The 14114-nt window shown below is 47.6% G+C and carries 15 protein-coding genes and 1 pseudogene; 14 read left to right on the top strand and 2 right to left on the bottom strand.

Annotated elements, in window-relative coordinates; genetic code table 11:
* A partial coding sequence (gene tnpA / locus BLW59_RS16285) for an IS66 family insertion sequence element accessory protein TnpA (protein WP_139283737.1) occupies positions 1-206 on the bottom strand: 206 nt, incomplete at its 3' end.
* A 439-nt stretch (positions 207-645) separates the two neighbouring features.
* Between tnpA and BLW59_RS16290 the strand changes: the two genes are divergently transcribed.
* The 12 genes from BLW59_RS16290 to BLW59_RS16345 all read left to right on the top strand — a co-directional run bounded on the left by BLW59_RS16290 (position 646) and on the right by BLW59_RS16345 (position 12493).
* On the top strand, positions 646-933 hold the full coding sequence (locus tag BLW59_RS16290) for an HTH domain-containing protein (RefSeq protein ID WP_074698805.1): 288 nt from the start codon (positions 646-648) through the stop codon (positions 931-933).
* 168 nt (positions 934-1101) lie between these two features.
* Positions 1102-1608 (top strand): hypothetical protein, encoded by a 507-nt coding sequence (locus BLW59_RS16295; protein WP_074698807.1) that lies wholly within the window; start codon positions 1102-1104, stop codon positions 1606-1608.
* A gap of 756 nt (positions 1609-2364) precedes the next feature.
* A complete protein-coding gene (locus BLW59_RS16300; protein WP_074698810.1) occupies positions 2365-2877 on the top strand; it encodes an AAA family ATPase in 513 nt (170 codons plus the stop codon).
* Positions 2878-2909: 32 nt separating this feature from the next.
* Positions 2910-3371 carry a YaiI/YqxD family protein gene (locus tag BLW59_RS16305; protein ID WP_074698813.1) on the top strand — a complete coding sequence of 154 codons (462 nt, stop codon included), beginning with the start codon at positions 2910-2912 and terminating at the stop codon, positions 3369-3371.
* A 315-nt stretch (positions 3372-3686) separates the two neighbouring features.
* Entirely contained in the window at positions 3687-3974 is a 288-nt protein-coding gene (locus BLW59_RS16310; protein WP_074698816.1) for a DUF1653 domain-containing protein, read from the top strand.
* Positions 3975-4158: 184 nt separating this feature from the next.
* Positions 4159-7809 (top strand): autotransporter outer membrane beta-barrel domain-containing protein, encoded by a 3651-nt coding sequence (locus tag BLW59_RS16315; RefSeq protein WP_074698818.1) that lies wholly within the window; start codon positions 4159-4161, stop codon positions 7807-7809.
* A 92-nt stretch (positions 7810-7901) separates the two neighbouring features.
* Positions 7902-9038, top strand: a complete 1137-nt coding sequence (locus tag BLW59_RS16320; protein WP_318258715.1) for a DHH family phosphoesterase — start codon at positions 7902-7904, stop codon at positions 9036-9038.
* 234 nt (positions 9039-9272) lie between these two features.
* The gene (locus tag BLW59_RS16325; RefSeq protein ID WP_318258716.1) at positions 9273-10172 is read left to right on the top strand and encodes an alpha/beta hydrolase; all 900 of its coding nucleotides are present in this window, start codon (positions 9273-9275) and stop codon (positions 10170-10172) included.
* A 397-nt stretch (positions 10173-10569) separates the two neighbouring features.
* A complete protein-coding gene (locus BLW59_RS16330) occupies positions 10570-11163 on the top strand; it encodes a type IV toxin-antitoxin system AbiEi family antitoxin domain-containing protein (RefSeq protein ID WP_074698824.1) in 594 nt (197 codons plus the stop codon).
* A 71-nt stretch (positions 11164-11234) separates the two neighbouring features.
* Entirely contained in the window at positions 11235-11696 is a 462-nt protein-coding gene (locus tag BLW59_RS16335) for a hypothetical protein (RefSeq protein WP_074698826.1), read from the top strand.
* Between the two features lie 105 nt (positions 11697-11801).
* Positions 11802-12092, top strand: coding sequence for a hypothetical protein (locus BLW59_RS16340; protein WP_074698829.1), 291 nt, complete (start codon positions 11802-11804; stop codon positions 12090-12092).
* Between the two features lie 41 nt (positions 12093-12133).
* Positions 12134-12493, top strand: a complete 360-nt coding sequence (locus BLW59_RS16345) for a macro domain-containing protein (protein ID WP_051650251.1) — start codon at positions 12134-12136, stop codon at positions 12491-12493.
* 150 nt (positions 12494-12643) lie between these two features.
* Here the strand turns inward: BLW59_RS16345 and BLW59_RS16350 are convergent, their stop codons facing one another.
* Positions 12644-13522, bottom strand: coding sequence for an Rpn family recombination-promoting nuclease/putative transposase (locus BLW59_RS16350; protein ID WP_074698832.1), 879 nt, complete (start codon positions 13520-13522; stop codon positions 12644-12646).
* A 109-nt stretch (positions 13523-13631) separates the two neighbouring features.
* On the opposite strand from BLW59_RS16350, the gene BLW59_RS17885 reads away from it, so the two are divergent.
* Together BLW59_RS17885 and BLW59_RS18055 are read left to right on the top strand one after the other, a co-directional pair.
* On the top strand, positions 13632-13805 hold the full coding sequence (locus tag BLW59_RS17885) for a hypothetical protein (protein ID WP_175463486.1): 174 nt from the start codon (positions 13632-13634) through the stop codon (positions 13803-13805).
* Positions 13806-13909: 104 nt separating this feature from the next.
* Positions 13910-14114 (top strand): annotated as a pseudogene (locus tag BLW59_RS18055) (IS5/IS1182 family transposase); the annotation flags it as partial.

The following is a 14114-nucleotide window of genomic DNA, read 5'->3' on the forward strand; positions in this document are numbered from 1 at the left end:
TCATCTGCTGTCTCTGCCTTCAACTGCGGCATGCCTTCCACGATCTCCTCACGGATTTTGCGGAGCCAGTAGTAGAACGCGTTGTATTTGATGTCCTGCTGGCGGCAATATTCCCTGGCCTTAAGGCCGCTCTGCTGCTGGGCCAGGATAACCTGTTTCCAGTAATCCATGGACTGCCGATGCTTGATTTGTTGAATTTGAGTCAAAACAAAGACCTCCCAATGAGATAAATGGCTAAAATGACTTTTTCAGCTTTTTCATGTGAGTGATTTTAGTCAATTATCTCATATGGGAGGCACAGTTTAAATACACCGTATTATTTACCGCTTACGATGGAGCTGGCAAAAAAATTTCAAATACATGATAGAAAACTGTCGTAAAAACGGACTTGCATGTGATGATTATTTCCCATGCAAGTCCGTTTTGAGCTTTCTGATACCGAAAGAGGAAAAGAAATTTCTTTGCGAGGTATGGAGGCGTGTTTCAAAAACGCCAAAATCAGCTTTAAAACCAGCCTGAAAAAATCTGTTGAATTCGCCCTGAATTATCTCAACTGCAGTTCAAATAAAATAAAAGCATACGCTCACCTCAAATGCTTTATACTGAGAGTAGCAACAATCCAGTTAGGCACAGGAGGTGTACCGTATGCTAACACCATTGTACTACCAAAAAGAGATATTGAAAAGTCTTTTATCTGGGGTCCCAACTTCGTTACCTGGTGGATTTAACTCTCGTTCCTTGTTTATGGGACTTGTTGGGAGGTGGGCTGACTATGTGAACTTGCCTGTAAAGACGATAGCTGAGGCCTTTGGTGTTACACCTCAGGCTGTTTATGGGAATATCAACCGCCTCTCGCAGCTTGAGGCCAGGATTGATGCACAGCCAGATATCCCAGCAAATTGCATCATAATAACACCGAGGGATATTGAATAAGATAATCCTGGCTTTAGCCTTAGATGCACACGCTTCCTTGGAAGGCATACAGCGTGTCTTGGCCACGCTAGACTGTAAGAACACCCGGCGTTCCATCGGCCACTATACTCCTAGCTACGTGAGATGGTCTCCTTCAGCGGCTATAGCTATGACGAGGCGATGGAACTGATGGATTGGATTCTTGACGAGATGTTTGCTGTGTCAATCCGCTATAGCTGGTCATACAAGCTTAGCAGTGAAATTCTGCGGTTCAGAGAGCGGCTGCCTACGATCATGCTTTTCATAAGCAGGCTGTTCCGTGACTTCAGCATGAAAGCTGAGGCTATGGGACTGCCTGAGGAGGTATTCCGTCTTCTCTATAGCAGATTCGCAGTAAGCAAAGAGTCAGAAGCCTATGCGAAACTTACCCGGCAGGCATCAGCCCTCATCCCGGCAGGGGAGTTAGCCAATGTTGAAAAAGTGCATGATGAAATAGTCACCGGCATCAAGAGGGCCAGCAGCATGGTCGAAAATGTCAATGGCAGGCTTCGTGCCTACATGAACATAAAGAGGCATGTTTCATCGAACTTTTATAGCCTGGTTCAACTTCACATGAATGCGAAGAAGTACCGTAGGTCAAGGGTTGCGTCAAGAAAGGGCCACAGCCCGTCGGAACTGCTTACAGGCAAGCCGTAGCCAGAATTCATTGACCTGCTGGAGGAATATGGATTCTGGGACAAAGGCGTGACAGAGCAAGTTGCATAAATTTCGCACACAAAAGCGAAAACTCAACGGCTTTTTATGCCGCACAGGAGGGTGTTGCTTTTTGCTCTTTCCAAGGATTTTTAAAATGGCTGTTTTTGAAACACGCCAGTAGATCCATCATAGGACTTTCCTCAGAAATTCACATGGGATAAAGGATGGCACGGGCTGTGTTCCCGTGCCAATTTTCTTGTCTTCTCTTCTTATTTTATGGTAAAATAACTGTTATGCGAGTTCAAAGAGGCTCAGGCAAGACAAGGTGCGCTCTGCGCTTTGGCAGGCTGCGTGCAATCATAAAGCTCGGAACCCAGTCGTTACAAGGCTTCACGGTACTCGCAAACGGGATGCAACCCCCTGTGCTTTTGAGGAGAAGATTTGCAACCCCTCAAACGATAAATAGTGTGGTTGTATCAAATTCATACGATTAATGGACAAAATTATAGCTTAACTGATACAAGCAAACGGGCATATAAAACCCGCGAAACCCTATGATATAAGGGGGGTCGCGGGTTTCTTGCATTGTGGAGCAATGCCTTAGCGGTTATCAGGGCGTTGGCATGGTAGGATGGATAAATTTGTGGAACAGAGGTGGTTGCAGAGATAAAATCAGCCGTTTGCAGGATATGGCTCTTTTGCAGATAACCGTTTGTAGGGTATACTATGGCTATAGATATGTTTGGAGATGATAGATTGAAGGTACTGAATTTTTATGGTGGTGCAGGCATTGGCAAGAGCACCATCGCCGCGGATATTTTTTCGAAGCTGAAGCGCAAGGGATATAAGACGGAACTGGTGGGTGAATACGCCAAGTGGCTCTGGTATCAGAATGCCACGGATATTGTGCAGGATCAGCTGTACCTCTTTGCCGAGCAGGTGCATCGGCTGAAGACATTAGAGCGCTACGGCGTGGAGTATGCGGTCTGCGATTCACCGTTGCCTCTGAATATAATCTACAACAGCACTCCGGATGAGCTCTTTGACCAGCTGGTGATGCATGAGCATGCCAAGTTTGACAATGTGGAATATTTGCTCCACCGGAATGATGAATTCATTAGCATCGATGGACGGAAGGAAACCAATCTGGAGCGGGCCAAGGTGAAGGATGAAGAAATTAAGGCCGTTCTGGAGGGGGATGGAATTGGTTATACGGTTATCTCTCCGTGGGAGACAGACAAGGTGCTGCTGGACTTGAAGATGAAATGAGGACTGGGTCATCTGGAGGGAAATCTTGTCTGATGCGTATTTACGTTGATGCCGATGCCTGCCCTGTAGTGAAAGAGACGGAGCAGGTGGCGAAAAAATATGGCATAGCTGTCACGCTCTTATGCGATACAAACCATGTGCTGCAGTCGACCTACAGCGAAGTTAGGGTAATCGGTGCCGGAGCGGATGCGGTGGACCTTGCTCTGCTCAATCTGTGTCGGACAGGTGATGTTGTGGTAACCCAGGACTACGGCGTGGCGGCGATGGCTCTGGGAAAGGGCGCCTACGCCATACATCAGAACGGCTGGCAGTATACTGCTGAAAACATCGACCGCCTGCTGATGGAGCGTCATATGGCGAAAAAAGCCAGACGGTCAAAGAAGAAGGTGCATCTGAAAGGCCCGGCCAAGCGCACCGAGGCAGACAGTGAGAAGTTCGCAGATGGGCTGGCTCGTCTGTTGGAGATGTCGAGGAATAATGATGGATTGGTTTAAACTGGAAATATACATACCGGAATCTCATTTCCCAATGCTGCAAAGTGCGTTGCAATCAGTTGATGCCGGGCATATTGGCAATTACGACAGTTGCTTGTCTTACTCCCGTGTCAAGGGGGCATGGAGACCGCTTCGAGGAGCAATGCCGTATAATGGAACTGAGGTGTAGTAAGTGAGGCAGAGGAACTCAAGGTAGAGGTCAATGTCAGCAGTGACAAGCTGACCAGCACCTTACGGGCTATAAGAACTGTCCATCCCTATGAAGAGCCTGTCATAAATGTCATCCCGCTGTGTGCGCCTGGGGAGAAAACGTTGATGGAAGAAACAAAAGAAATTCAGGAGCAGCGGCGATTGCTCGGTGCCAAGTATCGCAGGGCAATACCGCAGAGCGGAGAAGTGTGGGATCACTTCAAGGGCAACGAGTATAAAATCGTGGCGTGTCCTGTCATGCACACAGAATCGCAGGAGATTTACTGCGTTTATCAGGCACTCTATGGCAGCTACGGTATATACTGCCGACCACTGGACATGTTCATGAGCGAGGTTGATCATGAGAAATACCCGCAGGCAGGGCAGAAATATCGGTTTGAGAAAAAGACTTAGGAGGTGCAATCTGACAGGAGGGGACCTATTGTTTTTAGAGGCCTCCTGCAAATCAGGAATGGTGAAGCCTAGCTTCAGAAAGGTGCCCATGATAAGGATGTTTTCGCCTCAGTGGAATTCAGACGTGTGTGGTAAGGGAATACCCAAGTAAGGATGCGAATGATTTTTAGAAGGAAGAATAAGAATGAGGCAATCAAAAAAGCTGGCGATTTTAGCCGCACTCACAATGGGAGTCCAGTTCAGCAGCCATGCTTTGGCTTCTGATACTGACTATGCCTATTACAACGGTAAAAAGTTTATCGAGTTTGAATACTTCAATGAAGGCGAATTTGCCTCTGAGTACACATTGTCTGATTTCCTCAGAAATGCTGCCAAGTCTTCCACTTCCTACTGGTCGGAAATGTTAGGACCGCGGTCAAAATCTTCTTCTGCGTGGCAAATTTTTGTTTATAACAGTAAAAATTATCCCAATGCCGGCGCAGGAACATTTTCATACACAGGTCATAATGAAACACTCAACAATTATGTTGCGCAGATGATGCAGGAAGGCAAACTGCTTGATTATTATAATCTGAAAAATTTGGCGGGGATCAATCCCGGAGGAACAACTGAAGAAGAAAAATTTGTCCGGATAAAACAAGCCTTTGCCAGCAATCTTCCGGCGGCTGGTGACATAGGCGTTTCTATGATTCAAATCGGTCAGTATCTAGGTGCCAATCGCAATGGCGCAGTGGATGGCTGGTGGGTTGATACAGATACTGTTTTGCCGACGAATGAACAGGCATGTGATTATGTTGGTACAATTCGACACGAACTTATGCATGCCCTCGGAGCTGGCGCACACCTCCGCTTCTGTGATTGGAATGGAAATGAGATAGAAGACGGTGACGAGGAACATATAATTTCTTACGGAACAGATAAATTTCCGTTATTGAAATTTGCAAATAATATTACCGATACAAAGCAATGGAATTTTCATTTGCAAGATCAAAATGGCAATTTTGCCAAGCCCGGTATGCTTATATTGACGAGTGAGGGGTTCCGTCAAATCAAAGAAACAAAACCTGAGGCAAAAGAATCTGACTACTTTATTGTGGATGCAGGAAATTATGCGTATTTTATCGGCGAAAATGTAACAGAAGCGCTTGCTGGTGCAAAATTTAACGGAATTTCAGGTGTGCCTGTAAATGCGTTTGAAGGAAAAACTGGTGTATATGATCCGAGATTTGAAGGCTCGCATTTTCAAACATCAGGCATGCAAAGCCACAGGAGCTATAGCAATTACACCTCATTTATGGAAGTCGAGTTAGCAGCATTGCAGGATTTAGGGTATGATTTCGATAGAAAAGCCTATTTTGGTCGTTCTGTTTATGGAAATGGACAGACAATCAACAACACGCAGGGATATTTTGCAAGAAATGCTGCCGGCACAGCCTATCTTGAAAATGTTTATAGCCAAGTCCCTCTTGGCATAGGTCTGCATGTTTACGGTGCGAATAATCACATCACTCAATCAGCCAATATTTTGACACAAGGAACGGGTGCAGTCGGTATCAGGGTTGACGGTGAAAAGAATTCGATAATCATTCCAGATAAGACGGAAATCCATGCCGATGGAGAAAGAGGCAAAGGAATCCTAGTTGCCTATGGTCGCAAGCAAAACTTGAATGTTGCAGGAAATGTAACGGCCAGCGGCAAAGGTGGGAATGCCATTGAATTCAATTTCGGTTCCAGCACCAATGGTGCGATTGATGAATATCGTGGCTCTTACATTCGCTATGTACGAGATGTCAGCGAAGAAAACGGTGCCATCACAGTTGCCGATAATCAGCCCCTGAATGATATGGATAGTAACACCTATAATGCCTCGGCTGATGAATTGATGGGCGAACAGGTGACGGATTTTAATCTGCGCGGTAAAATTGCAGGCGGCGAAAACGCTATCTATATTGGCAGGAATGCTTTTGTCAAAAATATCAATGTGGAAAATGGTGCTTCCATCCGGGGAAATATTACCAGTGACTGGAAACACTTTTCCGAGGAATATGGTATTTTTGATACAGCTTCTGGCAAGATAAAGCCGCTTTATATTCAGTACAACGGCGGCAAATATGTTTATAATCGGTACATTCCCGACCTGGTGACGAATCTGAACTTTAATCTGCAGGATGGAGCCATGCTCTATCAGGGCAATATCAGCGGTTCCGACAATATGAAGCTGAATGTGAAAAGTGGCGATTTGGTTTATACGGGAACGGCAGATGTGGTCAATGTCAATGTTTCCAAGGGAGCCGGACTTTACGGCGGTACTTACACGGTCAATGATATGACCTCCCGCATGGCAGAGGGGGTTTCCGATGATACCACGGGCAAATTCCTGAACCAAGGCACTATCGGCGCGGCTTCGAAAGACAGCACGATGATCATCAACGGGAACCTGGTCTCGGACGGTGTGCTTCGCGCTTATGGCGGCGGTTTTCACGGGAATATTTCCGTCAGCGGTACAGCGGATATCGAAGGCTCTGTGGCAACCGCCACCAATGCTCTGCCGGATGAAACCTTGACTGTGCTGGAGGCCGGAACGGTGAGCGGCACCCTGGCCAATCCCGACGGAAAGCCCTATGCCGCCACGGGCATGCTGAACACCACGGGAGTCATTGAAGGGAAGGCAGTGAAAGTAAAAACATCTTCCGCCAACAATCTCGGAGCAATGACGGCAGAGCAGGCCGATGCCTATGACGCCGTGGAGACCATGCAGAAGGGCCTTGCAGGTGATGCCCGCAGGAATGAGCTGCGCCCTATCTACAGTCTCAATCCTTCAGCTGCCAAACATGCCCTCACAGGAGTCGGTTCATCGGCAGCTACCCAGGCTGCTTCCCTTGTTCAGCAGAGCACCGTTGCCAGTAGTGTCATTTCCGACCGCCTGAGCGCGGCCTTTGCCACCCGGCCTGTGGAGGTGACCGTTCCGGCAAGCCACTTTGCAGAGAGCGCAGAAACAAATGGCCTCAAGGTGAAAATGGATCTTCCCGTGGCGCAGGACAATAACGCCTGGGTGAAGTTCACCAAGAACTGGGGCGACCTCAGGGGCGGTGCAAGCTACCACGGCAGCGCCATATCGGGAGGCTATGACCGCAGGCTAGATGACCACTGGCGGGGTGGTGTCTTCCTGAGCTACCAGACCATGGGGGTTGGTGCCCAGTATGGCGGGAGCAATATCTATGATACCCGCTTCGGCCTTTATGCGGGCTATCACAAGAAGGCTGCTGATGCCTACCTCTATGCAGACTACGGCTGGGTTCGGAACAAGCTGCGCCGTGGCATTGGCGCGCTCGGCCTGGGAGCAGAGGCCAGGTACAACTCCAACCTCTTTGAAATCGGCGGTGAATACAAGTACGACCTCCACGCCAAGGACGGCAAGCTCTGGCATGTCAGCCCCTACGCAGGCCTTCAGCTTTCCTGGCTGAACCAGAAATCCTATGCGGAAAATGGCGCTGGCATATTCAACCAGCATGTGGCAGGGAAGCACAACACCTACTTCGCAGGACAGCTGGGCGTGGAGCTGAAGCGCTACCTGCCTCGTGGCAGCTACGGCCTGCGCCTTGGAGTGAAGCATGCTTTTGCCGGAGCAGACCCGGAACTTTCCTTCCATTACGAAGGCAATGACGGCAAAGCCTACACCCTGAGGAACAATCAGGACAAGACCCATTTCATCCTTTCCCTGTCGGGAGAAACGGAATTTGCCAAGGGCTGGTTCCTGAATGGAGAAGCCCAGTTGCAGAAAGGTGCCCATGACAAGGATATTTCTGCCTCCTTGCAGTTCAAGCGGGTGTGGTAACGAAATACAGACAATCCGTCCGCCTTTTTTATCTTCTGAGATATACAGTTTTCAAGGATCTACGCCTGTTATTTGATAAAGGAAGTGAAAAAATGTCAGCCATCATGAATTCTATTGCCGGCAAAAATCTTAAAGGAACTCATGGATTCGTTTTATTGGGTTGCGCTTTGTTCTTTATTGAATTACTTATTTGCCATACCACTGTTGAAGGAGCTGCTCGCCAGCGAGACATCAACTATCCGGCGTATATGCAAGGCATTGATTATGGCAAGGGCGTGACCTACGTAGTAGGTCATAATCCACCTGACTCAGATACCGTATGTACAGCCATTGCATATGCAAATCTGAAACGAGAATTGGGCATAAATGCAGAGGCTCGCATTGCCGCACCTCCAAATGCAGAAACGGCCTACGCCCTAAGATATTTTGGAGTCAGAGAACCTTTGGTGCTTGAAAATGCTTCTGGCCAAAACATGATTCTTGTAGACCATAACAGCTTTGCCCAAGCAGTAAAAGGCATGGAAAGTGCCAATATATTGGAGGTGCTCGACCATCATAATATGATTGGCGATGTAAAGACCTCGGCTCCAATTTACTACCGCAATATGCCAGTAGGCTGTACTGCCACCATCGTTTGGTTGGAATATATTGAGGCTAATGTCCCTATTAAAAGAGATATGGCCGGCATGATGCTTTCGGCAATATTATCCGATACTGACAACTTGCAAAGCAGTACAACAACAGAGCTGGACAGGCAGGCGGTATACAGCCTTGAGAAAAAAGCAGGTATTAAAGACAGAGCAGCCTATTTCCTTGCTATGGAAGAAGAATTCGCTGCCTATAAGGATATGTCGGATAAAGATATTTTCTATTCCGATTACAAGGCGTTTATGATTAATGGTATTTCTTACGGTTGTGCCACAGTTGTTGCATTGACACCAGAAAAAAGGCACGATTTGGAGAAAAGGCTCGGCGATTGGATGGTGAAAAATTACTCTGCACAGAAAATGGATATGCTTTTCTTGAAAATCCATGACCTTGAAACATACGCAGCAACTATTTCCTGCTATGGTGACGGTGCTCTGAAATGCGCTGCTGAAGCCTTCGGCAATGTCGAAGAAAACAAGATTGTCCTCGAGCGTAACCTTTCAAGGAAAAAGGTAGTCCGTCTCCTTCAGCCGCAGATAGAAAAATGGGCAAATAATCAAACCAGAAACAAGGCAGCATAATCGAAATTCACGCCCCACTGATTAGGATGATGTACAGTTCCTGCATATATCTTGCGAACCGTCTATTAAATATAAATAAATCACGGGCGCTTGAAATGTTGACAAATGCCGGCAATGGTTTAAATAAAGCTCGCTTGATTCTAAAAAATCCAGTCAGGGGCAATAGTCAGCAGAGGTGAGTGGTAGATAGTGAGAAGGTTAAGGATTACCATCATTTGTTTGGTGTTGAATTTCTTGTGCTTTTCTGCTGCCATGGCGGGAGAAATATTACAAGAAAATATTCCTCTGGAACGGAATGGCATACAGTTGCATTTGGAGCGTTATGCAGAGCAGAATGGGCTGGAGAAAAAGCCCCTCCTGCTCGTGCATGGCGTGACCTATTCCTCCCATGAGTTTGATGTTGACTATGGGGATTACAGCCTGGCACGCTATTTTTCCCGTCATGGCTTTGAAGTATGGCTGCTGGACATAGCAGGCTTTGGCAGATCAGGAGAGGTCACGGACGGGTTCCTGCCGGATTCCGATTATGCAGCTGAAGATATAGCAGCAGCAGTGCGCTGCATTCTGGCAAGACATAATCTTCCCTCTATGGATGTTTTGGGATGGAGCTGGGGAACCGTGACTAGCGGGCGCTTCGCTGCAAAATACCCGGAATTGGTTCATAGGCTTGTCCTCTATGCTCCTATAGTGGCCGGCCTTGGTGATGTGCGGGTAAAGGAACCCTTCCACAAGAATACTTGGGAACATGCAGCAGATGATTTTCAAAAAACATCTGATGGCAGCATAGACTTCAATATCACCGAGAAAGCCGTAGCAGACACTTACCTTGCCAACGCTTGGCGCTATGACAAGGATAGTAGCCCCAATGGCGGCCGGCGTGATTTATTGGTGAGCAGCAAAATACGGCTGATTCCCACCGCAGAAATAAAAGCCACTGTGCTTATCATCGCAGGTGCCAATGACCCGTATGTAACGCCAGAACTGTGTGAAGAAGCATATAAGACTTTGCCAAATAAAGCTTCACAGCTGGAGATTATACCAGGGGCAGCTCATGCCATGCTCATGGAGCGCCCATACTATAAGCTGTTTCGTGAGAAGGTTATGGGATTTTTGTCAGAGGGCAGAAATGACTGATTTTGCTTTCCAAAAGGGGCAAAAACTGGCATCGATATCAGCGACGGCGGCCTGCCTCCTGGGAGACCCCTGTCCTGGACAACTTCATAGCCTGTCTGATACGAGCATAAGTCAGCGTAAAGGCCTCGAACCCCCATGAAATAAGGGGCTTCGAGGTCTTTTGGCGTTGTGGGGGAGTAGCTTGAAACCGAGGCGCGGAGAGGTATAATGGAACTTGCTGCTTTTTCGCGCTGACGGGGTTGCATGGTTGAAGGTGCCCGTTTTTAGAGTGTAAGTGTTCGGCAGATTGCCGTTTGTAGGGTGAGCAAAATAGCCTAGAAGGCAGTAGGTAATCGTAATAGCGTATTTACTTTCTTGCTAATTTTAGTTATGATATTAGCAAGAAAGGAGTGGTAGCGTGAAAGCATCAGAAAAGCTCGATTTGCTTTTTGAGCAAAATAACGGAATTGTCAAAACTGCTCAGGTTCTGGAAAATGGCATCACAAAAACATCTTTTTATGCCTATGCCAAACAGCGTGGTATAGAGCAGGCCGCACATGGAATCTATGTTTTGCCTGATGCCTGGACAGATGGCATGTATATGCTGCATCTGCGCTGTGGACAGGCCGTATTCTCCCACGAAAGTGCATTGTTCTTCCATGACCTGACTGACAGAGAGCCAAGTCCATATTCTGTCACCGTCAAAACGGGATACAATCCTGCCAGCCTGACGGCTGATGGAATCAAAGTCTATACCATCAAAAAGGAACTGCATGATGTTGGTCTTATCACGATGGATACGCCCTTTGGCAATGCCGTTCCTGTCTATGATGCAGAGCGCACCATATGCGACTTGATTCGCAGCCGCAGCAGCATTGAAATGCAGACCTTTCAGGATGCAATCAAGCAGTATGCAAGAAGCAGGGAGAAAGATTTACGCAAGCTGATGCGCAATGCAAAGCTGTTTCATGTGGAAAAAATTCTTCGACAGTACTTGGAGGTACTTCTATGATAAAGACGGCTTGGCAGCTCAAAGACCTTATATGGTGAAGCTATGGGGGGCTTATCAAAAGAAGTTCTCCTATGCTCTTGATGTGTCATGGGGTACAGTTTTGGATTCGGGTGGTGGAGTCCTTCCCGGATGATATTGGCGAGTGGAAGTTTGTGGAAAGCAGGGAGGACTTCACTATCCAGTTCGTGGATATATTCCGCTCACACTTTCTGGGCAGGACAGGCAGCTCGATGACAGAGGAAGAGTGGAACGCCGTACTCGATAAGATTATCTGGGCTTTTGAAGAGATTGCAGGCGACGAGCCCAATGACCCACGATTGGCAGTGATGGGTGAGATGCTGGATGCTTTCCCGAACGCCTGGGAAGATGAGAGGCTTGAGGACGGCTCCTGTAAGTCCTGGCTGTCGAAGGATGCGCAGGCGTTTCTCGATGCCCGTGAAGAAGAAACGGCAAAGGCGTATGATGCTTATAAGGCACGCATAGAGGAAGGCAAGCAGCTCTTCGTCAAGTACATCGGTGCATTGTGGGACTGAGGTTTAGGAGGCATAAGCATGGGCAAATCATTGGTTGAATTGCTGGACGATATGGAGAGCGCCAGACTTGCCACCATAAAGTAAGGGCAGAGGAACAACGCCATCGTGAAGAAAATCTTTTCTAGCGTGGGGACGGATGCCTGGCCGGAGAACAGGGAGAATCTGATGAACGGACTAAACAGCATATATAGGCACATGGACTGGGGCAAGAGCATGGGACACGGCATCTTCTCGGCTGAGTTCTTCAAAAAGATTCCTGAGCTTTATGAGTCCTTGCCACCAGCAAAGCAGCAGGAAATAGACGGCGTGTTCCTTGAACAGCCTAACATTCGGGAACATATAAAACGAATGGAGTGGACGGTGTTGGACTTTTTGAAGTCCGAGTCGGAAGGATAATTCACAAGTATGCTCGTGATGAGGACAGGCCGGAGAAGACCATGTTCATCATCACCACCGATGGCATGGAAAATGCCAGTCGGCGGTACACATACCCCTGTGACTATGTGATTCATACGGTTGGGCCAATCTGGCATGGAGGCAGCCAGGGCGAGGCGGAACTGTTGGCTGGCTGCTGTCGGCATTCGCTGGAACTTGCAATGGAACATGGTATTCGTAGTGTGGCCTTTCCTTCTATTTCCACGGGGGTGTATTCCTATCCCGTCCAGCAGGCAGCGGAGATTGCTGTGCGGATGGTCAGGGAAGTAGTGAAGGAGCACCCGAAGGCGTTTGATGAAATACTGTGGGTGCTGTTCGATGAACGGACGAAACTTATGTATGACGGGGCACTACAGGGCTAAAGAAAAACATGGCATGATAGGTAAGGTGGCGAGAGTTCAGTAAAAATGAGACACTCCAGTTTTTAGACAAATGTATATTAAAACATCCTGCTTGCCATTATGATTAAATGGAAACAGGATGTTTTGCAAAGCGGTCAGTTTTGGAGAAGTTCAGTTGTAAGCGAGCTTATTCATTTGGGCAATGCGGATTATATTATCTTTGGTGGTTCCAGCAAGCTCAACAATTTCATCGCAGCTGTAATTTTTCTTCAGCATCCTAATTACAAATTCAGTGGTTTTAGCATCAGCAGTTTCTGCAGAGGCTTTTGCAGCTGCCTGTTCAGCAGCCTCTTCAGCCCTGACTTCCATAGCCCTGTTCCAATCCCATTTGAAGCTAACCATATCGAAAACCTCCTCTTGTTCCTTCCTGGCGAAGTAGTCAGCCAGAAGGTCGTGTTCTTGACAGTATTTGATGGCTTGGCTGATGGCCTGGCGCAGTGTTTTGCCGGCAGCTACTTCTTTACGTACCTGGTCAACGAAGATGCTGTAGCACTTGAGGTCGTGGCATTTCTGCAGGAGCTCGCTGTTCTTGGCGTAGTTGATATTGAACACCGTGACGACAAGTTCCAGGGTATTGCCATTTTCCTCGAAGGCATCAGAGAGCCGCATAGTCCATTTTGCAGGAGCATCGTCCTTGCCATTGTAGAACATATAGAAATGCGGTGCGGGAAGCGCTATACGGGTTTTCTTGTAGGGAGCATCTGGATCAACTCTCTGCCTGTAGAGCTTGGCAATATACCACAGCATACGTAGCGGCATATTTTCCGAGAGGGTAGACTGGTGCTCCATGAGTATGATGTGCTGGTTGCCAGCCATGAAGCTGATGTCATTCTTTATGTCTTCAAAAAAGGTGCCCCTCAGCGTAGTAATCGTTATATCGCTCAGGGAAATGTGCTTACCTGTTAGTGCCTCATAGATTCGTTGCAGGCGGCGCTTGTTGTTGAAGATGTCTCTGAAGAGTGAATCTTTGTATGTACGTTTGGCCTTCATCTGATGTCCCCCTTCTACGGTGATTATACCATGAAACCAGTGGGGAAGGAAGATTGTTGATAACAATTGCACTGCCTTGAACGACTGGCTGTTTAGAGGAGTTAGGCATATGGGGGAGGCAGAACGGCTGGATGCTTTTGCAAAGGCTCTGGAATCGCAGTCAAAAAGGCTGACTGAGTTTGATGAAGGCCTGTGGGGGACGCTGGTAGACTTCATGACCGTATACAGCAAGGATGACATCAGTGTTACCTTCAAGGACGGCACAGAAATTCATATAGGATAAAGGAGGGGCTGTTGCACGTAATCCAAACGTGCAGCAGCCTCATTTTTATGCAAAAAGATAATCCCAGGACATTCAAGCCCCGGGATTAGGTGTAGAATTTAGGTATGCAAAAACCAAATTCACAGAAAGAGTATACGTCTTTAGGAGAGAATTATCAACTGTTTCTTCCCTTAAATCTTGAATTTCAGGTTAGCAAAGATGACCCCGTCCGCCTGCTTCGCCACTGCATTGGAGGTATGGATATAAAGTCACTGGAGGAGACCTATCAAAGGATAGATCGAAATCTGGCGTCGCCCAGGCAGATGCTGG

This window comes from Selenomonas sp. KH1T6 (assembly GCF_900108415.1).
Classification (GTDB): domain Bacteria; phylum Bacillota; class Negativicutes; order Selenomonadales; family Selenomonadaceae; genus Selenomonas_B; species Selenomonas_B ruminantium_A.

What these genes read in the sequence shown, in the direction of transcription:
- BLW59_RS16335 (WP_074698826.1), top strand. Translation starts at nt 11,235, where the DNA reads ATGCTCTTGATGTGTCATGGGGTACAGTTTTGGATTCGGGTGGTGGAG.
- BLW59_RS16305 (WP_074698813.1), top strand. Translation starts at nt 2,910, where the DNA reads ATGCGTATTTACGTTGATGCCGATGCCTGCCCTGTAGTGAAAGAGACG.
- BLW59_RS17885 (WP_175463486.1), top strand. Translation starts at nt 13,632, where the DNA reads ATGGGGGAGGCAGAACGGCTGGATGCTTTTGCAAAGGCTCTGGAATCG.
- BLW59_RS16315 (WP_074698818.1), top strand. Translation starts at nt 4,159, where the DNA reads ATGAGGCAATCAAAAAAGCTGGCGATTTTAGCCGCACTCACAATGGGA.
- BLW59_RS16290 (WP_074698805.1), top strand. Translation starts at nt 646, where the DNA reads ATGCTAACACCATTGTACTACCAAAAAGAGATATTGAAAAGTCTTTTA.
- BLW59_RS16350 (WP_074698832.1), bottom strand. Translation starts at nt 13,522, where the DNA reads ATGAAGGCCAAACGTACATACAAAGATTCACTCTTCAGAGACATCTTC.
- BLW59_RS16295 (WP_074698807.1), top strand. Translation starts at nt 1,102, where the DNA reads ATGGATTGGATTCTTGACGAGATGTTTGCTGTGTCAATCCGCTATAGC.
- BLW59_RS16345 (WP_051650251.1), top strand. Translation starts at nt 12,134, where the DNA reads ATGTTCATCATCACCACCGATGGCATGGAAAATGCCAGTCGGCGGTAC.
- BLW59_RS16310 (WP_074698816.1), top strand. Translation starts at nt 3,687, where the DNA reads ATGGAAGAAACAAAAGAAATTCAGGAGCAGCGGCGATTGCTCGGTGCC.
- BLW59_RS16320 (WP_318258715.1), top strand. Translation starts at nt 7,902, where the DNA reads ATGTCAGCCATCATGAATTCTATTGCCGGCAAAAATCTTAAAGGAACT.